Origin of the sequence: Telluria mixta (assembly GCF_029223865.1) — a bacterium.
GTDB classification, from domain to species: Bacteria; Pseudomonadota; Gammaproteobacteria; order Burkholderiales; family Burkholderiaceae_D; genus Telluria; species Telluria mixta.
Window position 1 is genome coordinate 3,484,612 of sequence record NZ_CP119520.1, and the last position, 16,749, is coordinate 3,501,360.

The 16,749-nt window shown below is 60.0% G+C and carries 13 protein-coding genes; 3 read left to right on the top strand and 10 right to left on the bottom strand.

The features are described from left to right. Window positions 1–28: 28 nt before the first annotated feature. Window positions 29–1,249 carry an efflux RND transporter periplasmic adaptor subunit gene (locus tag P0M04_RS15500; protein WP_259451667.1) on the bottom strand — a complete coding sequence of 407 codons (1,221 nt, stop codon included), beginning with the start codon at window positions 1,247–1,249 and terminating at the stop codon, window positions 29–31. A gap of 157 nt (window positions 1,250–1,406) precedes the next feature. On the opposite strand from P0M04_RS15500, the gene P0M04_RS15505 reads away from it, so the two are divergent. After that, complete coding sequence (locus P0M04_RS15505; RefSeq protein ID WP_259451666.1) at window positions 1,407–2,030, top strand: TetR family transcriptional regulator; 624 nt, start codon at window positions 1,407–1,409, stop codon at window positions 2,028–2,030. Between the two features lie 11 nt (window positions 2,031–2,041). Here P0M04_RS15505 and P0M04_RS15510 read toward each other — a convergent pair whose 3' ends face one another. The 7 genes from P0M04_RS15510 to tssE all read right to left on the bottom strand — a co-directional run bounded on the left by P0M04_RS15510 (window position 2,042) and on the right by tssE (window position 10,966). Continuing rightward, on the bottom strand, window positions 2,042–2,320 hold the full coding sequence (locus tag P0M04_RS15510; RefSeq protein ID WP_259451665.1) for a PAAR domain-containing protein: 279 nt from the start codon (window positions 2,318–2,320) through the stop codon (window positions 2,042–2,044). A 361-nt stretch (window positions 2,321–2,681) separates the two neighbouring features. Then, entirely contained in the window at window positions 2,682–3,461 is a 780-nt protein-coding gene (locus P0M04_RS15515; RefSeq protein WP_259451664.1) for a hypothetical protein, read from the bottom strand. Continuing rightward, window positions 3,458–4,885, bottom strand: coding sequence for a hypothetical protein (locus P0M04_RS15520; RefSeq protein ID WP_259451663.1), 1,428 nt, complete (start codon window positions 4,883–4,885; stop codon window positions 3,458–3,460). The genes P0M04_RS15515 and P0M04_RS15520 overlap by 4 nt, the downstream gene beginning before the upstream one ends. Window positions 4,886–4,897: 12 nt before the next feature. After that, window positions 4,898–7,540 carry a type VI secretion system Vgr family protein gene (locus P0M04_RS15525; RefSeq protein WP_259451662.1) on the bottom strand — a complete coding sequence of 881 codons (2,643 nt, stop codon included), beginning with the start codon at window positions 7,538–7,540 and terminating at the stop codon, window positions 4,898–4,900. A 20-nt stretch (window positions 7,541–7,560) separates the two neighbouring features. Next, a complete protein-coding gene (gene tssG, locus P0M04_RS15530; protein ID WP_259451661.1) occupies window positions 7,561–8,694 on the bottom strand; it encodes a type VI secretion system baseplate subunit TssG in 1,134 nt (377 codons plus the stop codon). Continuing rightward, window positions 8,658–10,475, bottom strand: a complete 1,818-nt coding sequence (gene tssF / locus P0M04_RS15535; RefSeq protein WP_259451660.1) for a type VI secretion system baseplate subunit TssF — start codon at window positions 10,473–10,475, stop codon at window positions 8,658–8,660. Before tssF ends, tssG begins: the two co-directional genes overlap by 37 nt. A gap of 11 nt (window positions 10,476–10,486) precedes the next feature. Then, complete coding sequence (gene tssE / locus P0M04_RS15540) at window positions 10,487–10,966, bottom strand: type VI secretion system baseplate subunit TssE (protein ID WP_259451659.1); 480 nt, start codon at window positions 10,964–10,966, stop codon at window positions 10,487–10,489. Between the two features lie 123 nt (window positions 10,967–11,089). Between tssE and tssK the strand changes: the two genes are divergently transcribed. Next, entirely contained in the window at window positions 11,090–12,424 is a 1,335-nt protein-coding gene (gene tssK / locus P0M04_RS15545; protein WP_259451658.1) for a type VI secretion system baseplate subunit TssK, read from the top strand. Window positions 12,425–12,437: 13 nt separating this feature from the next. Here the strand turns inward: tssK and P0M04_RS15550 are convergent, their stop codons facing one another. Both P0M04_RS15550 and P0M04_RS15555 read right to left on the bottom strand, forming a co-directional pair. Continuing rightward, the gene (locus P0M04_RS15550) at window positions 12,438–13,844 is read right to left on the bottom strand and encodes an MFS transporter (RefSeq protein ID WP_259451657.1); all 1,407 of its coding nucleotides are present in this window, start codon (window positions 13,842–13,844) and stop codon (window positions 12,438–12,440) included. 1 nt (window position 13,845) lies between these two features. Beyond that, a complete protein-coding gene (locus P0M04_RS15555) occupies window positions 13,846–14,712 on the bottom strand; it encodes a TauD/TfdA family dioxygenase (RefSeq protein ID WP_259451656.1) in 867 nt (288 codons plus the stop codon). Between the two features lie 402 nt (window positions 14,713–15,114). On the opposite strand from P0M04_RS15555, the gene P0M04_RS15560 reads away from it, so the two are divergent. After that, window positions 15,115–16,725, top strand: coding sequence for a methyl-accepting chemotaxis protein (locus P0M04_RS15560; RefSeq protein WP_281042427.1), 1,611 nt, complete (start codon window positions 15,115–15,117; stop codon window positions 16,723–16,725). Window positions 16,726–16,749: the final 24 nt, after the last annotated feature.

The following is a 16,749-nucleotide window of genomic DNA, read 5'->3' on the forward strand; positions in this document are numbered from 1 at the left end:
GTGGTTCCTGTTTATCTAGCCTTGCTGCTTACTGGCGGGCCGCAGTGGCCGGCGCTGCAGGGGCTGCCGGGGCGCCTACCGGCGTCCACGGCACCGGCTGCACCGGCGTACCCGGCGGCAGCATCTGCAGCTTCTGGAAGCCGTCCACCATCACGCGCTCGCCTTCCTTCAGGCCATCCGTGACGACCCAGTTCTCGCCGTTCTGCGAACCGATTTTCACCGTGCGCGGCGTCGGCTTGTTGTCCGCGCCGATCACCGTCAGCGTATCGCCGTTCGGGCCGCCGCGGGTGACGGCCTGCTGCGGCACGAGGATGCCGTTCGGCAGCTCGGCCTGCGCCAGGCGCACGCGCACGTACTGGCCCGGCAGCAGGGCGTTGTCCGGGTTCGCGGCTTGGGCGCGCAAGGTGATCTGGCCGCTGGTCGGGTCGACGGTGATGTCCGAGAACAGCAGCTTGCCCTTCGTCGGCAGCACGGTGCCATCGTCCGCCACGACCGTCACGGGAACGCTGCCCCCGAGGCCCTTGTCGCCGGCGTTCTTGCGCAGGCGCTGCAGTTCGGCGGCGGACTGGGTGATGTTCAGGTAGACGTTGTCGGTCTGCTGGATCAGCGCCATCTGCGTCGCTTCGGTGGCGGAGACGAGCGCGCCTTCCGTCACGAGCGCGCGGCCGATGCGGCCCGAGATCGGGGCGTACACGTTCGCGTAGTCGGCGTTGATCTTGGCGATGCGCACCTGGGCCTTGGCCGAGTTGACGTCCGCCTCGGCCTGCTTCTGGGCGGCGACGGCGTTCGTGAATTCCTGCTTGCTGACGGCTTGCGCCTCGACGAGCGGCTTGTAGCGCTCGACCGTGGCGGCGGTCGACGTCAGGTTCGCCTGGGCGCGGCCGAGTGCGGCCTGGGCGGCGTTCAACTGGGCCTGGTAAGGCTCGGGATCGATCTGGAACAGCGACTGGCCCTGCTTGACCAAGCTGCCCTCGGTGAACAGGCGCTTGAGCACGACGCCATTGACGCGGGCGCGTACCTCGGCAGTGCGGATCGCCTCGACGCGGGCCGGCAGTTCGGTCTCAAGTGCGACCGACTGGATCTTGGTGGTGATGACGCCGACCTGAGGAGGCGGCATCTTGGCGCCGGCGGGGCCCGGACCGGCCTGGGCGTTATCCTTGGAGCCGCAGGCCGACAGCATGGCCACGGCGACCACGGTGCACGCGGCGATCCTGGACAGGGTGAGGGAGGAGGAGTTGGCAGAGCGCATTCAATGCTTCCTTCTTGTGGAAAAAAGAATAAAACCGTCCTGCAACACTTCTTCGGTACGGCAGGCGGTTTTACTACTGACTTTTGGGAAAACCCCGATATACTATCACGAGTGTATGTTTAATGTTTCTTACCTATAAAAACGGAGAAGATGGCGGATGGCCCGCAGAACCAAGGAAGAGGCGGCAGCGACCCGCGACAGCATTTTGGATGCTGCCGAAAAATTGTTCGTTGAACAGGGTGTTTCTCGTACAACGTTGCAGCATATCGCAACCGCAGCCGGTGTGACGCGCGGCGCCATTTATTGGCACTTTGATGACAAGGGCGCGTTGTTCAACGCGATGATGGAGCGGGCGATCCTGCCGCTGGAGGCGGAGATGCAGGTGCTGGACCAGGTGGAGTCGGACGACCCGCTGGTCGACCTGCGCAATCACATGCTGGCGGTGCTGGACCGGACGGTCAACGATCCGGGCGCGCGCCGCGTGTTCGAGATCGCGACGCTGAAGGTGGAGTTCGTGGGGGAGATGGATGCGGTGCGTCAGCGGCGCAAGGATAATATGGCGAACTGGATGGCGCGCGCCGAACGCCGGATCCGCCTGGCCATCGACAAAGGGCTCATTTCGCGCGACATCGATGCGTCCCGCGTGGCGCTGGGGCTGTGGACGATGATCGATGGGCTGATCCGCAACTGGATGTTCGATCCGCAGGATTTTGATTTGCTGGCGTTGGGGAAGTGCGTGATTGATCCGTATCTGGAGGGGTTGCGGAGCGGCCGCGGCTAGCGACAGGAGCTTCAGCCGACCGTTGCCGACAAGCTCCCGAGCAGTTTGCACCCGCATTCCGTCGTACAGCCCTCGACCGCCACTGGCATACCGTCGACGGTCAACGTTTTGTGTGCGGTAATGATCTTGTTCACGCCATGCGGTTTACCGCCGGGATACAACTGCGGGCAGTCGACCTGATCGCCGAGCCTGGCGATTGCGCGTCCCTGAATGTCGTGGGTCGGGGAACCGCTGATCACTTTGCCACTATGGTCGGTTTTGTCGCCGACAGTGATTATTTTCAATGGCACGATATTCACCTCCGCAGGGATGACAATCCGGTTTGCAAACGCTATTCTGGGCAGCGATGTGCCGAATTCCCGGCTATTTTATATCGGGCTAGCGACATATTCCGGATGATTGCCGAGCAGCGGAAAGAGTCGGTTGCACCCAAAGCGAGCGCGGTTGCAAATAGAGAGAAAATAATACCTCGACTAAAGCAAGCTTCACGACAACCTTCAAGTGGCTCCCGGGCTAGATGTGTTGCCAGTCCAAGTGTTATTTCTCATATTTCTATCTCCCTAACGGTAAAACTCGTGTCAACTCATAATTTTACTTCTTGCATCATTGTTGACCTTTGGAAATGATGTGCCATTCCGTATTTTTTTTGCGTCAAATGGTGGTTGGTCGCGATGATATGTCGACATAAACCAATTTTTTTGTCTTCTTTTTTATCTTCATTGGATAATAATAAAATACAAGCCATCCTTTCGTGGTCAATCCAAGAAACATTAGATTTAACGGTGTTGCGAAAATGGCTAAAAATATATGGATGAAAGGTACTCCAGTATATTGTGATGCCGGCGCCGCAAAAGGAATTAAAGAGAGTGCAAGCAAGCTTGCAATTGCAAAGTATTTCGGCTGCGGAAACTGTTCGAATTTAAGTGATTTTTCGATAATATTTTTATCTGCTTGTTGTGAGTAATAGACGGCAGATGGCTCTTCAACGTAAATGCAATTGAACAAGGTTTCATTGCGGTAAATGAAATTGTAGATATTCACGAATCGTAGACACCACAATATTGTAATTATGCATTCGAGAAAAATGAAAATTATTAGCGAATATACGGGGAGTGAACTGTACTGTGCGATACATAATATAGGGTAGATGCCGAGTATTGATCCACTGCTTAGGGAAAGCATCCCGGCACCGAAATACTTCGTCTCCCAGTTCCAGTGGAATATGTATGGAATCGGAAATGCGAGAATCGAGATCGATGCGATGCTGAGGCCAAGGATCCCAAGGGGGTTTTCATGGAGCGGTTGTTGAGGCGCCGCTCCAATAGCTAGAGCCCAAGCCCCGCATCCCATAAAAAGAGGAACAATAAGGGAGAGCGTAAAAATGAACTTTGTACTTTTTGCTGAACTATTAATGGAGTCTAGGTTCCTCAAAATACAATCTCCTGGTAGTCGTTTACCATTTTGTGCATTAAATAGTTCCAGTTTTGATGGACCATTTGAATGGCTGAGTTTCCAGTTTCCCTCATCCAGTGTGCAACAATAGAAGCCGTACCATCTGAGTTCGACTGATCATGAGACAGCACGCGACCTGCGAGTTTATCTGCCGATTCGATCAAGTAGTTTGCCACAAAGCCTACACCAATTGTTATAGCGCCGACTGCAATAACTGGTATTGCTGCTCCCAAAGCAATCATTACGAGCCAGACGATTATGGCAACGACGAGTGTCGTAACTGCTGCAGCCAATATTGTCTTAATTGTTGTGGTGATCAATCCTGCTGCCAAGTCGTAGCCGTCTTTTTGAGCATCTTCTTTCCACTCGGCAATTGCGGTTGCTGTGCCAAAAATAAAGCTTACTAATGCTGTATTCTCGAATGATCCCGCAACACCTTTTAGAGTCGACCCAAATGTACTTGTCGTCTTTCCTGCGCCAGCAAAGATCGTCATGATTCGATCGTGACTTGGGCCGAATCCACCTCGGCCGAACGCTATATTGCTGTTGCTGTAGCCAGAAAAATAGAAGCGTACCTTTCCGCCAACATAGTGCACCTGTGCTTTCACTAGCTTAAAGCCTCGGCTTGTCCGGCTGTCCAAACTGGCTCGTAACCAATCCCAATTATCCTTTATGTATGCACCTGTCCCAGCCCCTTGCCCCCATAGCCAGTTCCTGGTGGCAATATGATTAGGGTCTATGTCGGAAAATCCAGAATGATCACCTCCTTTTTTAAAATGTTCGGCAATATGAGCCGGCATTCCTTCAACTTTTCCATCAATAACACAAACGACTGGGCAAGAAAGATCGGGGGAATGCATAGGTGCTGCTATTGGTGGTGTCGAAATTGATTTGGATGCCACTGATTTGGTCAGTATATTGTGAGTGGATTGAGTTTTTGTTTTTTGAAGAGGAGCGGGCGTTGTGGCGCCGGGGGCAATGGCGATTATAATCGGGGCCGGCTTTTCTTTTGGTTCGCCGCTATACTCTTGTTTGTCCCATTCACTGGGAGTAACCTTATATATAACGCGATCGGTCGACTTGAGTATGAGCGACCCGCGAAATCCACGGCTGAGCCAGATATGAAATCGCTCGCCATCTTTGAACGTCACTTTTGCATGTTGGGGCGCGTGGATTAGCTTCTTGTCTCGTGGGACGTAAAAGTCCGATTCAGTCGACTCTACTGTGTAAATTCCACCATTGCTGAGACGAATGTCAAAAATTACGTCCCGATGTTTTCGCAATATTACTTTGAGTTTGTCGGTGCCGCCGCCAATCCAGCACTGGACCGACTCTCCTGGAAGGTCGATACAATGCTCTTGAACCGTTAGATCGTCGTTGCCGGTTTTGCTTTCTGTCGCCATTGCTTGCCTCGCTTATTTGCGTTTGACCTGTTCGGCACGGAAGGACCCGCGAGATACATTGCTGAGAACAGTTTTTCCTGTGGCGTCCAATTTGCTGTTATGCTGATTTCCGTCCCATGCATGGGCCTGAATTGGATCGTGTTGCAGGGGATTGCCGTCAGCATCGACGTATTCCAAATGTAAGTCGCGCTTGATGTTTACGTCTACGACATTGCTTTTTAAATCGGGCGCAGCCATGTTTTTTGCCGGGTCTAAGTGATGTGAAGCTGCGTGGGCAACAAATGTGCCGCTGGTTCCGTGCTCGATGCCGCCGGCTCCGAATTTTGCATAGCTGCCCCCGCCGTTGATCAGAATCTCTTCTTTGGCGCTGATCACGATCCGATCGGCAGTCTGAGTAATGTTCAGCTTGGCAAAGAGATTGAAGTTGTCGCTCAGCGCCTTCACGTCGATATCGCCAGAAGCAGCGATCAGCTTCATCCCCGCTTTTTGTACAAAAAGCCGGAACGTTTGGCGAATACTTGCAAAGAATCCATCCTGGGCGGCAATGGAAACACTTTTTCCTGCCGTGATGGCAGTATCCAGATCGCTCGCGATATGCGTCGATTGCGCGGTGGTGGTCGCAATGCCGGCCGGGCTGGCAATAACCACGTGCGGCTGAGCAAGCTCCGAAAAACTTCCACTGCCAGAGGCGCCGCCCTTGATTTCATCGCTCTGCTTCTGCAAAACAGTAGCAACCGCGGCTTGGTTATTGTCAGCTTCTTGCGCACCATTTTTTTGTGCAACATGGCCAAGAACCTGATGATCTTCGGCCGCTGCGGTGAGACGCTGACAGGTCTCACTCATGTCTTTTATCGGCCCGCGTGCCCCCGGTCTGGCTTCTGTGGTGATCAGTAAGCCTTTGGCAGCACGTGCGACGCCATGGCCATCCGTGCGAAGTTCCCATCCCTCGCCACGAGGGTCTTTCCTGCCGTTTGTGTCCTCGATACGGGTGATATGCCCTAGCGACAACTGACTGCACTGATAATCGCTTTTCAGCTGCGCCTGGATCTTGCCACGGGTATCGTCCAACACCAGATGATTGCCACGCTGGCCGCCTTCACCGGCTTGCAGCTCTCGGCTTCTCAAACCGCTCAAAGCCTGCTGCTCAGGCAACTTCCACGGCGGCATATGGGTGTAGTTGTACAGCGCACCCAGGACCACAGGATGGTCAATATTCCCATCGAGATAAACCACCGCTACTTCCTCACCAACCCGCGGCAAGCGAATATTCCCAAACTCGCCCCCAGCCCCGGGCGACATGACACGCAGCCAGGGCGAACTGTTCTCGTCGTAATTGCCCAGCCTGTCCCAATGAAACTGGACCTTGACGCGCCCGTAACTATCGGTATGGATCTCCGAACCGTCAGGCCCGACCACGATCGCCGTCTGAATGCCGGGATAAGTGCAGGGTTTGCTGTTGTAGTGCCGGCCCGGACGCCACTGGATATCCTTGCGCACACACCGGAACGCATTCTCGTAATGCGACGGCGCACCCGGCCCGGCCTGATAGTTGTTGCTGGCTTCGTGGTCGGTAGAAAGGATCAGATAGTGACGGCCAGCGATGCTGGGGTGGGGCGCTTCCCCCCATTTGGGCGCTTGCAACTCAGCGCTGAAATGGCCGCCGAGCTTGAAGCACCGGCCCGGCTGGGCGGTTCGGTCGTTGCCTCGGGCTTCGAAATATTGTGTGTTCGCGTCGCGCTCGCCCATGCGCTGCTGCGCGAGTCTTTCTCCGTCGTCGTGGGTGCGGAAACCGTACGACCCGGTGTTCTCGTAGATCTCGTACGGGAACACGTCACCCTGGTGATTCAACGACTCGGCGGTCGACCGCTGCGCCACCGGATTCTTGTAATCGAAGCTGGCCAACGTCGTTTGTCCAGACCCGATACGGCGCACCGGACTCCATTCGCAGATGCCGTCGTCTTCGAGCGAGCCTGCCTTGTCGCGGAACGGGATTTCGCCGGAATCGTCGATTCCGGTCGGATCGATAGGTTGCGCGAGTGCGCTCTTGTCGCTGAGCCAAAGGGTATGACCATCCTCCCGGTGCTCATACCAATAATGTAGCCCGAGGTCTTCCCAGCGCCGATGCAGATGGTTGTAGTCGGTCTCGTCGTATTGGTTCGCGCAGGTCATCCGCGGATAGTCGCCGACGATGGCCGCATGCCAGTCGGCTTGACGGTAGTGCGCGAAGGTGAGTTCGGTCAGTTCGATGACGCTCTTGCCATGGAACGACACGTTGTCCTTGCGCAGCTTGGCGAATGCCAGCCATGGCTCGAGCACCATACGGTAGAACGCGAAGCCGCCGTCGGCGCGAAGGAAACTGAATTCGGTGATATAGCCGTTGAAGTAGCGCAAAGAGCCATCTTCGCGCACGACGGAAATCGTCACCATCCTGGCCATCATTGCCTTCAGGGGAATGCGCGCGTCGTCCGACAGGAGTTCGACTTCGAAGCGAAAGCACCGGGAGACTTCTTCGTGCGCGCTCAATCGGTTCGGCAGGAGAATGGCGTCGGGTCCGTCACCCCGGGGGAAGTCCATGCGCATCAGTCGGTCGTGCTGCGCATCGCGGCTGAATACCGACAGCGCAGCGCCTGCCGCGATAGCTTGGCTCCCATCCATGCGTTGCCTCCGATGGTTTTTCAGGTAATTGATTTCCGTCGGTTAAGGTACTGAACAGGGGCGCTAGGAACTTTGATCATTAGCAGAAGCGATGCGCCCCGGCCCTGTCGTCCCATCTGTAAACGGAGGATTGATCGAATGTCGGGCCGGCTCGCTTTGCCTTCCGTACCAGTCAGGAATGAATTCCAACCCAGGCGTCTGCGATCCTGTCCTTTGGTCCTCAATGCCATGGGCTTGATGCACGGCTTCTTCAGCAAGAGCCGGATCTCATATTGGACGGAAGGCACTGCAAACAGACTGACCATTTCCTTCAGTGCGGCGTGGGACCTGCCATGCGGCAGGAAAGCCTGTGCCTGCTCCTCGTCCAGAGGACCGATATGAAAGCGGACACGCAAGTCGTTGCGCCATGTGCGCGTGCCCAGGGCAGCCCCGAAGCCGAGCGTGGGATCCGTAACGCCAAGCGTGCTGCGGATCTTTTCCGGTATAGGATCCCAGGCGCCAACGAATTCCTCGAGACGCACTGGAACGTCAAAATACTCGCCCAGCACGCGTTCCACTGTCGAGGCGGCGACAGGGCGCGTCCTGAGCAACCCGGCATAGAAGGCGGCGAATTCCGAAGGGACCGATTCAAAGGGCCTGCCTGATCCGAAACTGGTGGACCGATAACCACCCAATGCGGTCAGTAGCGGAAGCAGATCGTCCCTGGCGCGCGTATTCAGGCCGTGCTCGACACGGTATTTTCCCCACGCTTCGTAAAACAGGCCGACGGCGCGATTCGAAAACAGGTCGATGAATGGTTTCCAGCTTTCGTCGGTGCCATGAGACGACTTGCTGGCCGCGCGCTCGGTGTCATGCAGGGGCAACGTGCCGCTCGCGCCCAGCAAGCCGATGAATGCGGAAGTGATGTGAATGCGCGGCGCTCCGGTAGCGTCGGCCGTTTCGACGCACATGCTCTCGATCTCGCTCGCCGGAAAAGCCAGCGACAGGCTGTTACGAAAGCGCAGCACCTGGCTGAAGGCCCGGGTGTATGGAATGCCCTGTTGGCGCAGCGTCCGTACCAGGATGTTCAGCAGCTGTGTAAACCGGTACCGGTACGGTGCCGCGAGCAGGCGCTCGATCATGACAGCGGCATGCTCCCGCTTCGTGGTTTGCATCGGAACAGCTCCTCTCCGGATTGATGCGACAGGATCACCAGCTCGATAAAACTGTTCATCTGGACGTACAGTGCAAAGAACTGGTCGATGACCTGCACGAACAGGTGCAGGCCGGCGCCGACGAAGGCCTCTTCGTCGATCGTCAGACGCACTTCGGTCCCGTGCGCGAGCGATGACCCGCGCTTGTGCCTGATCCACGCAGTCGTCTCGACATGTTCAAGTCCCACGACCCCGGCGATCTGCCGCCGCGATACCGCGGACCCGGTGAGGTCGTACAACGCCAGCATCTCCCGCAGGCCCTCGGCGCCTTCTTGTGCCAGGGAGTGATGGTTGAGCGTCAGGTGCGAGATAAGGCGCCAGTGCGCGCCCTGGCCATTTGCAAGCCGGTGGGGACGCGTGGGTCTGCGCAGAAAACGGATTCTTGCGCCCTGTGCTGCGCCAGGAATGGACAGGTCGCTGTCGGTCGACCCGCATTTCAACAGGCAGGGCAAGTCACGGTTCGTGCAGGTGAGGTCGATCGACAGCGTCGTCTGCTCGACCTCCATTGGCTCGCCGCCGGCGTCGACGAGCGAGATGACTTTCTCATGGCCCGGGCTGGTGACTGCCAGCGTGTCGTCATGGCGCACTATCCAGTAGCGCCCTTTGTGCACGTCGTGTTCCCCATGTCGGAGTGCATAGAACGGGCGGAATTCGATGGGGGCGATGTCCTTGCCGTGCTGCTGCACCATGTGGACCCGGTCGACCGAGTACACCTCATAGGCCGCTGCATGAGCGGAATGTGCAAGCACCGCATAGTCGGCAGTCCGCTGGCTGTACTCGATTGGAACGCCCGGCTGCCTGAACAGATTGACGACCGGGGTGCAGCCGGGAAGCAGGTTGTGCGCCGACAGGCCGGCGAGCATTCTTGCCTGATCCGAACCCGGTGGCATGTCCGCCAGCGCCAGGTGCAGCGTGAAGCGGTTGCAATCCGGCGGGAGCCGCGCGCAGAGTGCAGCCAAGTCGATGTCGAGAAAATTGAATTTTTCCGGAAAGGCGAAATACTCCGCAAGAATCCGGTAGGCGCGGTGTGAGCGGGCATCGAACGGGATCAAGGCGTTGTCGCCGGCAAAGCCGACCTCCGCGATGGGTATCGCGGCCAGAGGTGTCCATGTCCCGTCTGCCTCTGCCTCGACGTATGCCGAGACCGTGCGCATGAACAGTGCGTCGCGCAGCGCGGCGCAGAACGACGCGTCGCCGTCGAGATACAGCCGCAGGGGCGCCGACACGCCGACTGGAACGGGGGACGTGAATTCGATGCTGATCCCCGCCGACACGCCCGCTGGGAGCCACGTAGACGACGGCGGACGGATGACCGCATCGAACCGGACGGATGCAATGGCGACTGGAGACTGCGCCACGTCATAGGCGGTCTGGAATTTGCAATGCACGCCTCGGACAGGTGCGGACTCGAGCAACGTACCCCGGGGCATCTTTCCGGTACTGCCGTCGGCCGTTGGGAGGAAGCGCACGACCGCGCAGGATGGAAACGGCCTGAGATAGTGCGGAAACAGGAGATTGAGGAGCGCCTCCGTAAATTGCGGATACGAGTCGTCCAGCCGCTTCGACACCCTGGCACACAGCAGGGCGACAGACTGGATCAACCGTTCGACGTGCGGATCGTCGCATGCCTCACCGCCGATTTGCAGCTTGGCCGCGACCTTGGGATAGCGCTCCGCGTACTCGCGGCACAACTGCCGCATCGTGACGAGCTCGCGTTCGTATTGTGCAAACAGTTCGTCCATGGTGATTGCGCCTAGGGAGCGTTGCGCACGCTCTGGATTGAATATCGCTGGAGCGAAGGCTGGAACACGGCGTTGAAATGCATCGGGTCGGCGGCCGGCGCGTTTTTCAGTTGGGCAGTGATGACGAAATCAACGCGGTTGATGGCGCCTTTCCGGGGCTGCAGCGTCGCCGTCACCTTGTCCAGCCTCGGTTCGTGTCGTTCGATCGCCAGCCGGACCGCGGTGCAGATGCGTTTCTGGTCCGCGTCGCTCGTCATGCACATGCCCGCGAAATCGATCAGGCCGTAATTCACGACGGACCCGCTGACCTCGGGATAGCCGGCCAGCGTGTCCGGCAGGAGAGCCGAACGGGTGTTGAGGAGCGCTTCCAGATCGCGTGTAATGCTTTCCTTCCACGCGTCGCTCTTCTTGGCTGCGGCACGGAAGCGGTCGTGCGAGGTGTCGTCATCGGCATCCAGACGGTCGAACAAACCTGGCGTGAAACTCTGCATGCTCGTTTCCTTTAAAGCCGCCATTATTCCTCTCTTGCTGAGAATAAAGTTGCGCCCTCTCAACAGACCGATGCGCAATGCCCGCCATGCTTTCTTGAGCAACCTTTGAACGAGGAGGAAACGATGAGCCTGGGCGCGAAGATCTTGTGGTCCGAAGGACTGACGCTGGGGCCCCAGCATTTCCAGAGGCAGGACCTGTACCACGAAACACGACTGCTCAGGATGGCGTCGGCGCTCAACCCGAACTTCTGGGGTGTCAGGTCTCTGGAATGGAATATGGATGGGCTCGGCCACAACCTGCTTGAGGCCCAGTCCATGTCGATGATTTTCCAGGACGGAGAAGTTTACGAGGCGCCTGCGACAGATCTGCTGCCGGTCCCGATCGACCTTGCCCAACTGCCCCAGGACATCAACACCTTCACGATCCATGCCGCGCTGCCGACCATCAGGCCGCACGGCGCCAACGCGGAGGAGGGCGGCCGCTATGCATTGGCCGGGTCCGAAACTTCCGACCTGTTCAGTGACGCGGTGCCGATCGAAGTCCCATTCCTGAAGAAGCGGGTCCGGCTCCTTACGCACGCCGAGTCGCGGGACGGCCACGTCAGCTTGCCTGTGCTGCGCATTCATCGGGATCCGCGCGGAGGTTTCGAGGTCGACCCGGCATTCGTCCCGCCGTGCGTGGCGATCAGTGCCTCCCGCCCGCTCCAGCAACTGCTCGACGGTTTGATGAGCGCACTGAGCGCCAGGATCGTGTCGCTTCACACCTCGCACCGGAAGACGAATGCGTCCACCTTCGAGGTCCACGCCGGTGACATCACATCATGGTGGATGCTGAACATCATCAGCACCGCGAACGCTTCCCTGCAGCACTGCGCGCGTTCCCGGGTACAGCATCCGGAAGCGCTGTACGAGAAGCTGCTCGCGCTTGCGGGTGGCCTGATGACCTTCTCGGACAGGTACGCAACGTCCGATTTGCCGGCCTATGTGCATGCAGATCCCGGCGTCACGTTCGCGCAGCTCGATGCCGTGATCCGGGAACTGGTCGATACCGTCATCTCGGCCAGGTACTTCACCATTCCGCTCATTGCCGAGGACAGCCGCCGTACTCACTTCAGAGGCGCGCTCGATCCGACGAAGCTGACCCAGGACACGCAGCTTTGCCTTGCCGTGAGCGCGGACATGCCGGCGCTCGAACTGGTGTCCGCCGTGCCGATCCGGTTCAAGATCGGCTCGCCCGACGACATCGAACGCATCGTGGCATCGGCCCTTCCCGGCATCGCGTTGACCCATATGCCGCAGGTGCCGGCCGCCGTGCCGGTCCGTCCCGATACGTATTATTTCTCGGTGTCGACTAGGAACGGCCTCTACGAAAATGCGCTGAAAGCGGAAGCGATCGCGATCTACGCGCCGGCCGGGATGCGTGAACTGAACATCGAACTGATCGCGTTCACGCAGTGATCCCGGCGCCTCGTCAGCCTTTCGTGCGCGGGTGCAGCCGCGCAAAGCTGATCGCAGCACCCAGCAGCGCGATGGCCGCCGCCGCTGCCAGCGCATACGTCGTGCCGCGGTGCTCCGACAGCACGAGGCAGCCCGCCACCAGCGCGGCCCCGCAGGCCTGGCCCGTCAGGCGCGCCGTGGCCACGATGCCGCTCGCGCCGCCGGCCCGTTCGCGCGGCGCGCTGCCCATGATCGCCTTCATGTTCGGCGCCTGGAACAGGCCGAACCCGATGCCGCACACGGCCATGCGCCACGCGATGGCGACCGTGGACGGCGCGTCCGGCATCCACAGCAGCGCCGCCATGCCGGCGCACAGCACGAGCAGGCCGATCCCCGCCAGCAGCCCGGACTCGTAGCGGTCGGATAGCCGGCCGGAGATCGGGCCCATGATCCCGACCAGTACCGGCCAGGGCGTCAGCAGGAAGCCCGTCTCGACGGGCGAACGGCCGAGCACCTGCTCAAAGTGGAAGGGCAGGGCGACGAACGCGAGGCTCTGGACGGCGAACGTGCACACGGCCGTCAGCGCCGACAGCGCGAACAGCGGCCGCGCCAGCAGGTCCGTCGGCAGGATCGGCGCCGCATGCCCGTGCTGGCGCCGCAACAGCAGCACGAAGCACGCGATCGTGGCCGCTGCTTCCAGCCCCAGGCGCGCGGGCGACACGCCATGCGCGGCATCGCCCAGCAACAGGATCAGGAAGCCGAACGCGCCCACGTTGCACAGCGCAGCGCCGGCGTCGAAGCCGTGTTTGCCGCGCGTGTTGTCGGGCAGGACGCGGCGGGCGAGCACGAACGCCGCCGCGCCGATCGGCACGTTGATGGCGAACAGCCACGGCCACGAGGCCAGCGCCAGGATCAGCGACGCGAACGTGGGGCCGACGGCGAACGCCACCGCCACGACGAGGGCGTTCAGGCCGAAGCCCTGGCCCTGCAGATGCGCCGGATAGATGGCGCGCATCATCGCCGTCGTCACGCCCATCAGGGCGGCGGCCCCGAGGCCCTGCAGCAGGCGCGCGCCCACCAGCAGCGGCAGGTTCCACGCCAGCGCACATAACAGGGAGGCCACCGTGAACAGCGCCAGGCCGGCCGTGGCGACGCGCCGGTAGCCGACGCGCTCGCCCAGCGCCGCGAACGGCAGCAGCGTGGCAACCATCGCCAACTGATAGATGTTGACGATCCACACGGAGGCGGCGGCGCCGGCGTGCAGTTGCCGGGCCAGCTCGGGCAGGGCCGTGTTGGCGATCGCCGTGTCCAGCGACGCCATCGATACGCCCGTCATCAGGGCCAGCATCGCCCAGCGGCGGCGCGCCGCGGGCAGGCCGTCGGCAGGAGAGTGTGCCGCGTCACCGGACATGGCGCCGCGGGTCAGAACAGTTTCCGTCATATCAGTCCTTGGCCACTCCCGAGGGACCGATGCGCTCGGCGTTGGGCACATCCGAGATGCGGATGCGGATCAGGTGGCGGCGCTCGTCCGTGTACGTGGTGCGGCCGTGCAGCATGTGGTGGTTATCGACCAGCATCAGCGTATCGTCCGGCAGCTGTTCCTCGAAGCGCGCGGCGCCTTTCTCGACCACCTCGTTCATCAACGCCAGCGCGTCGCACAGGGCCGGCGTGGCCAGGTCGGGGCGGGCGTCGAGACCTTTCAGGATCGAGTCGTAGCGCCAGCGCATCGCGAAGCGTGGCGCCGGCTTCACGCTGTAGCGCGACGCGGCCCGGGTGACCGGTCCGAACACGGGGGCCACGTGGACCTCGACGGTTTCCTCGCCCGCCGCGTACACGGCCGGCACGCGGAACGGCACCGGCGTGGTGCTGAGCAGCTCGAACGCGGCGCGCCCCGCTTCGGTGCGCTGCAGCGCGTCGTAGATGTCGTCGCCGTCGACCAGCAGCGACTTGCCGCCGTCGCAGCGCGCGGCGTGCACCACGTACAGGACGAACTGCTCCTCGGGCATCGGGTAGAACGACGAATCCGTGTGCATGTCGGCGTTGCCGACGCGCTCGGAAAACGTCGTGAAGCGGCTGCCGCCTTCCGCGGCTGGCTTGGCGCGCACGTCCCACGCGACGCGGCCGGTGCGCTGGTCCGTCGAGGTGGGATAGCCGAGCATCAGGGTCAGCGCGTACAGGGCCGCGTTGCGGCGTTCTTCCGGCAGTCCGGCCAGGCCGAGGTTATGAATCACCGCACCGTGCGTGCGCAGGCCGAGTAATCCTTCGGTGAAATGGGCCAATACCGGAACGCGCCCCAATTCGGTGCGCAATTGCACTTCATTGGGATGTGCGTAAAAGCCGTTCCCATTAAAACTATCGAATTGTTTCAACAGGATTTCGAGAATGGAATCGAGGTCGGTATTCCAGTCGATTGCAGCGTTGGCGAATACGATTTTGCCAATGCGGGAAATGGATGTGAGCATGTCAAGAACTCCAAAAGTTGCCGTAGGGTAAGTTTTTAAATTCTAAAAGATGCCAGTGTCTTTTCGCAATCTAATTTGCGATTTTTAAATATCCTTATGCAGAAATGTTACGTTCTGAAATTAAGAACGAGGTGTCGCAAAAACTCGACAAGAGTGAAAAAGAGGGATGTGTAGACAACTCATGTGCGTTATCATGGTTGACGTACGGAAACATTGTAACATGCAGGTCAACATATTAAAACGGTCAACATGAGATATTTATCAAGCTTGCGCCTCGCTACCAAATTGGGAATTGCATTTGCCGCTGTCCTTGCGTTAACCGCGCTCGTTGGCAGTGTCGCAATATGGCAATTAGCACAAGTTAATGACACCTCGATGAAATTGTCGTCGCACTGGATGCCCGGCATTCGCGTTATCGAGGACATCAAATCGCAGATCGCGCGTATTAGAACGCGCGAATTGCAATACATTATTTCCACCGAACAGGCGGAAATGGATAAATACGACAAGGTCATCGCAAAAGACCTCGATGACCTTCGCAAAATGCAGGGCGATTACGTGAAACTGCTCGAATCGACCGAGGAAAAGCAGATGTACGCGCAGTTGCTGGAGATGTGGGACCGCTACATGGCGGAAGACGCCAGGATCCGCGCGGCGGCCCGCGCGGGCGATGCCGACCTGGCCAAGAAGCTGATCCGCGGCGAGTCGAACAAGCTGATCGTCGCGCTGCGGGGCCACGTCGACAAGATCGTCGACATGTACACGGAAGGCGGCCGCGCCGCGGCGGTCGAGGGCAATGCGCGCTACACGGCGTCGCGCATGTGGATCGTGTCGCTCGTGCTGGGCAGCGTCGTGCTGGGCGCGGCCGGCGCCGCGTTCATCACGGGCTGGCTGATGCGCCGCCTTGGCGGCGAGCCGGATTACGCCACCGAGATCGTCGCGCGCATCGCCGCCGGCGACCTGTCGGTGCGGGTCGACACGCGCGCAGGCGACGATTCGAGCCTGTTGTTCGCGATGAAATCCATGCGCGACAACCTGGCAAAGATCGTCGGCGACGTGCGCGGCGCGACGGCGACGATCTCGCAGGCCTCCGACGAAATCGCCGGTGGCAACCTCGACCTGTCGTCGCGCACGGAACAGCAGGCCAGCTCGCTGGAAGAGACGGCCGCCTCGATGGAGCAGCTGACGTCGACCGTGAAGCAGAACGCCGACCACGCCGGCCAGGCGAACGCGCTGGCCGACACGGCGGCCGGCGTCGCCCAGAAGGGCAGCGCGGCCGTGGCGCGCGTCGTCGACACGATGGGCTCGATCCACGCGTCGTCGCAGAAGATCGTCGACATCATCGCCGTGATCGACGGCATCGCGTTCCAGACGAATATCCTGGCGCTGAACGCGGCCGTGGAAGCGGCACGCGCGGGCGAGCAGGGACGCGGCTTCGCCGTCGTCGCGACGGAAGTGCGCAATCTCGCCCAGCGTTCGGCCGCGGCCGCGAAGGAAATCAAGGAACTCATCGGCAGCTCGGTGCAGCAGGTCGAGGCGGGCAACGTGCTCGTCACCGAAGCGGGTGCGACGATGACCGAGGTCCTTGGCAGCGTGCAGCGCATGCACGCGATCATGGCCGAGATCAGCCACGCGAGCCGCGAACAGAGCGCCGGCATCGAGCAGGTGAACCAGGCCATCACGCAGATGGATACGGTGACCCAGCAGAACGCTGGGCTCGTGCAGCAGGCGGCCCACACGGCCCAGAGCCTGCAGGAACAGGCGGCCGCGCTGGGGCAGCTGGTCAGCGTGTTCCGTCTCGAGGCGTTCGAGGCGCCGCAACCATCCGCACGGCGCGCGGGCCTGATGCTCGCGCGTTAAACAAAACGGCAGCCCGCGGGCTGC

Bases quoted from the DNA above. Each gene is read 5' to 3' on its own strand.
- P0M04_RS15560 (WP_281042427.1), top strand. From the start codon at position 15,115: ATGAGATATTTATCAAGCTTGCGCCTCGCTACCAAATTGGGAATTGCA.
- P0M04_RS15550 (WP_259451657.1), bottom strand. From the start codon at position 13,844: ATGACGGAAACTGTTCTGACCCGCGGCGCCATGTCCGGTGACGCGGCA.
- tssK (WP_259451658.1), top strand. From the start codon at position 11,090: ATGAGCCTGGGCGCGAAGATCTTGTGGTCCGAAGGACTGACGCTGGGG.
- tssE (WP_259451659.1), bottom strand. From the start codon at position 10,966: ATGCAGAGTTTCACGCCAGGTTTGTTCGACCGTCTGGATGCCGATGAC.
- P0M04_RS15500 (WP_259451667.1), bottom strand. From the start codon at position 1,249: ATGCGCTCTGCCAACTCCTCCTCCCTCACCCTGTCCAGGATCGCCGCG.
- P0M04_RS15520 (WP_259451663.1), bottom strand. From the start codon at position 4,885: ATGGCGACAGAAAGCAAAACCGGCAACGACGATCTAACGGTTCAAGAG.
- tssG (WP_259451661.1), bottom strand. From the start codon at position 8,694: ATGCAAACCACGAAGCGGGAGCATGCCGCTGTCATGATCGAGCGCCTG.
- P0M04_RS15525 (WP_259451662.1), bottom strand. From the start codon at position 7,540: ATGGATGGGAGCCAAGCTATCGCGGCAGGCGCTGCGCTGTCGGTATTC.
- P0M04_RS15505 (WP_259451666.1), top strand. From the start codon at position 1,407: ATGGCCCGCAGAACCAAGGAAGAGGCGGCAGCGACCCGCGACAGCATT.
- tssF (WP_259451660.1), bottom strand. From the start codon at position 10,475: ATGGACGAACTGTTTGCACAATACGAACGCGAGCTCGTCACGATGCGG.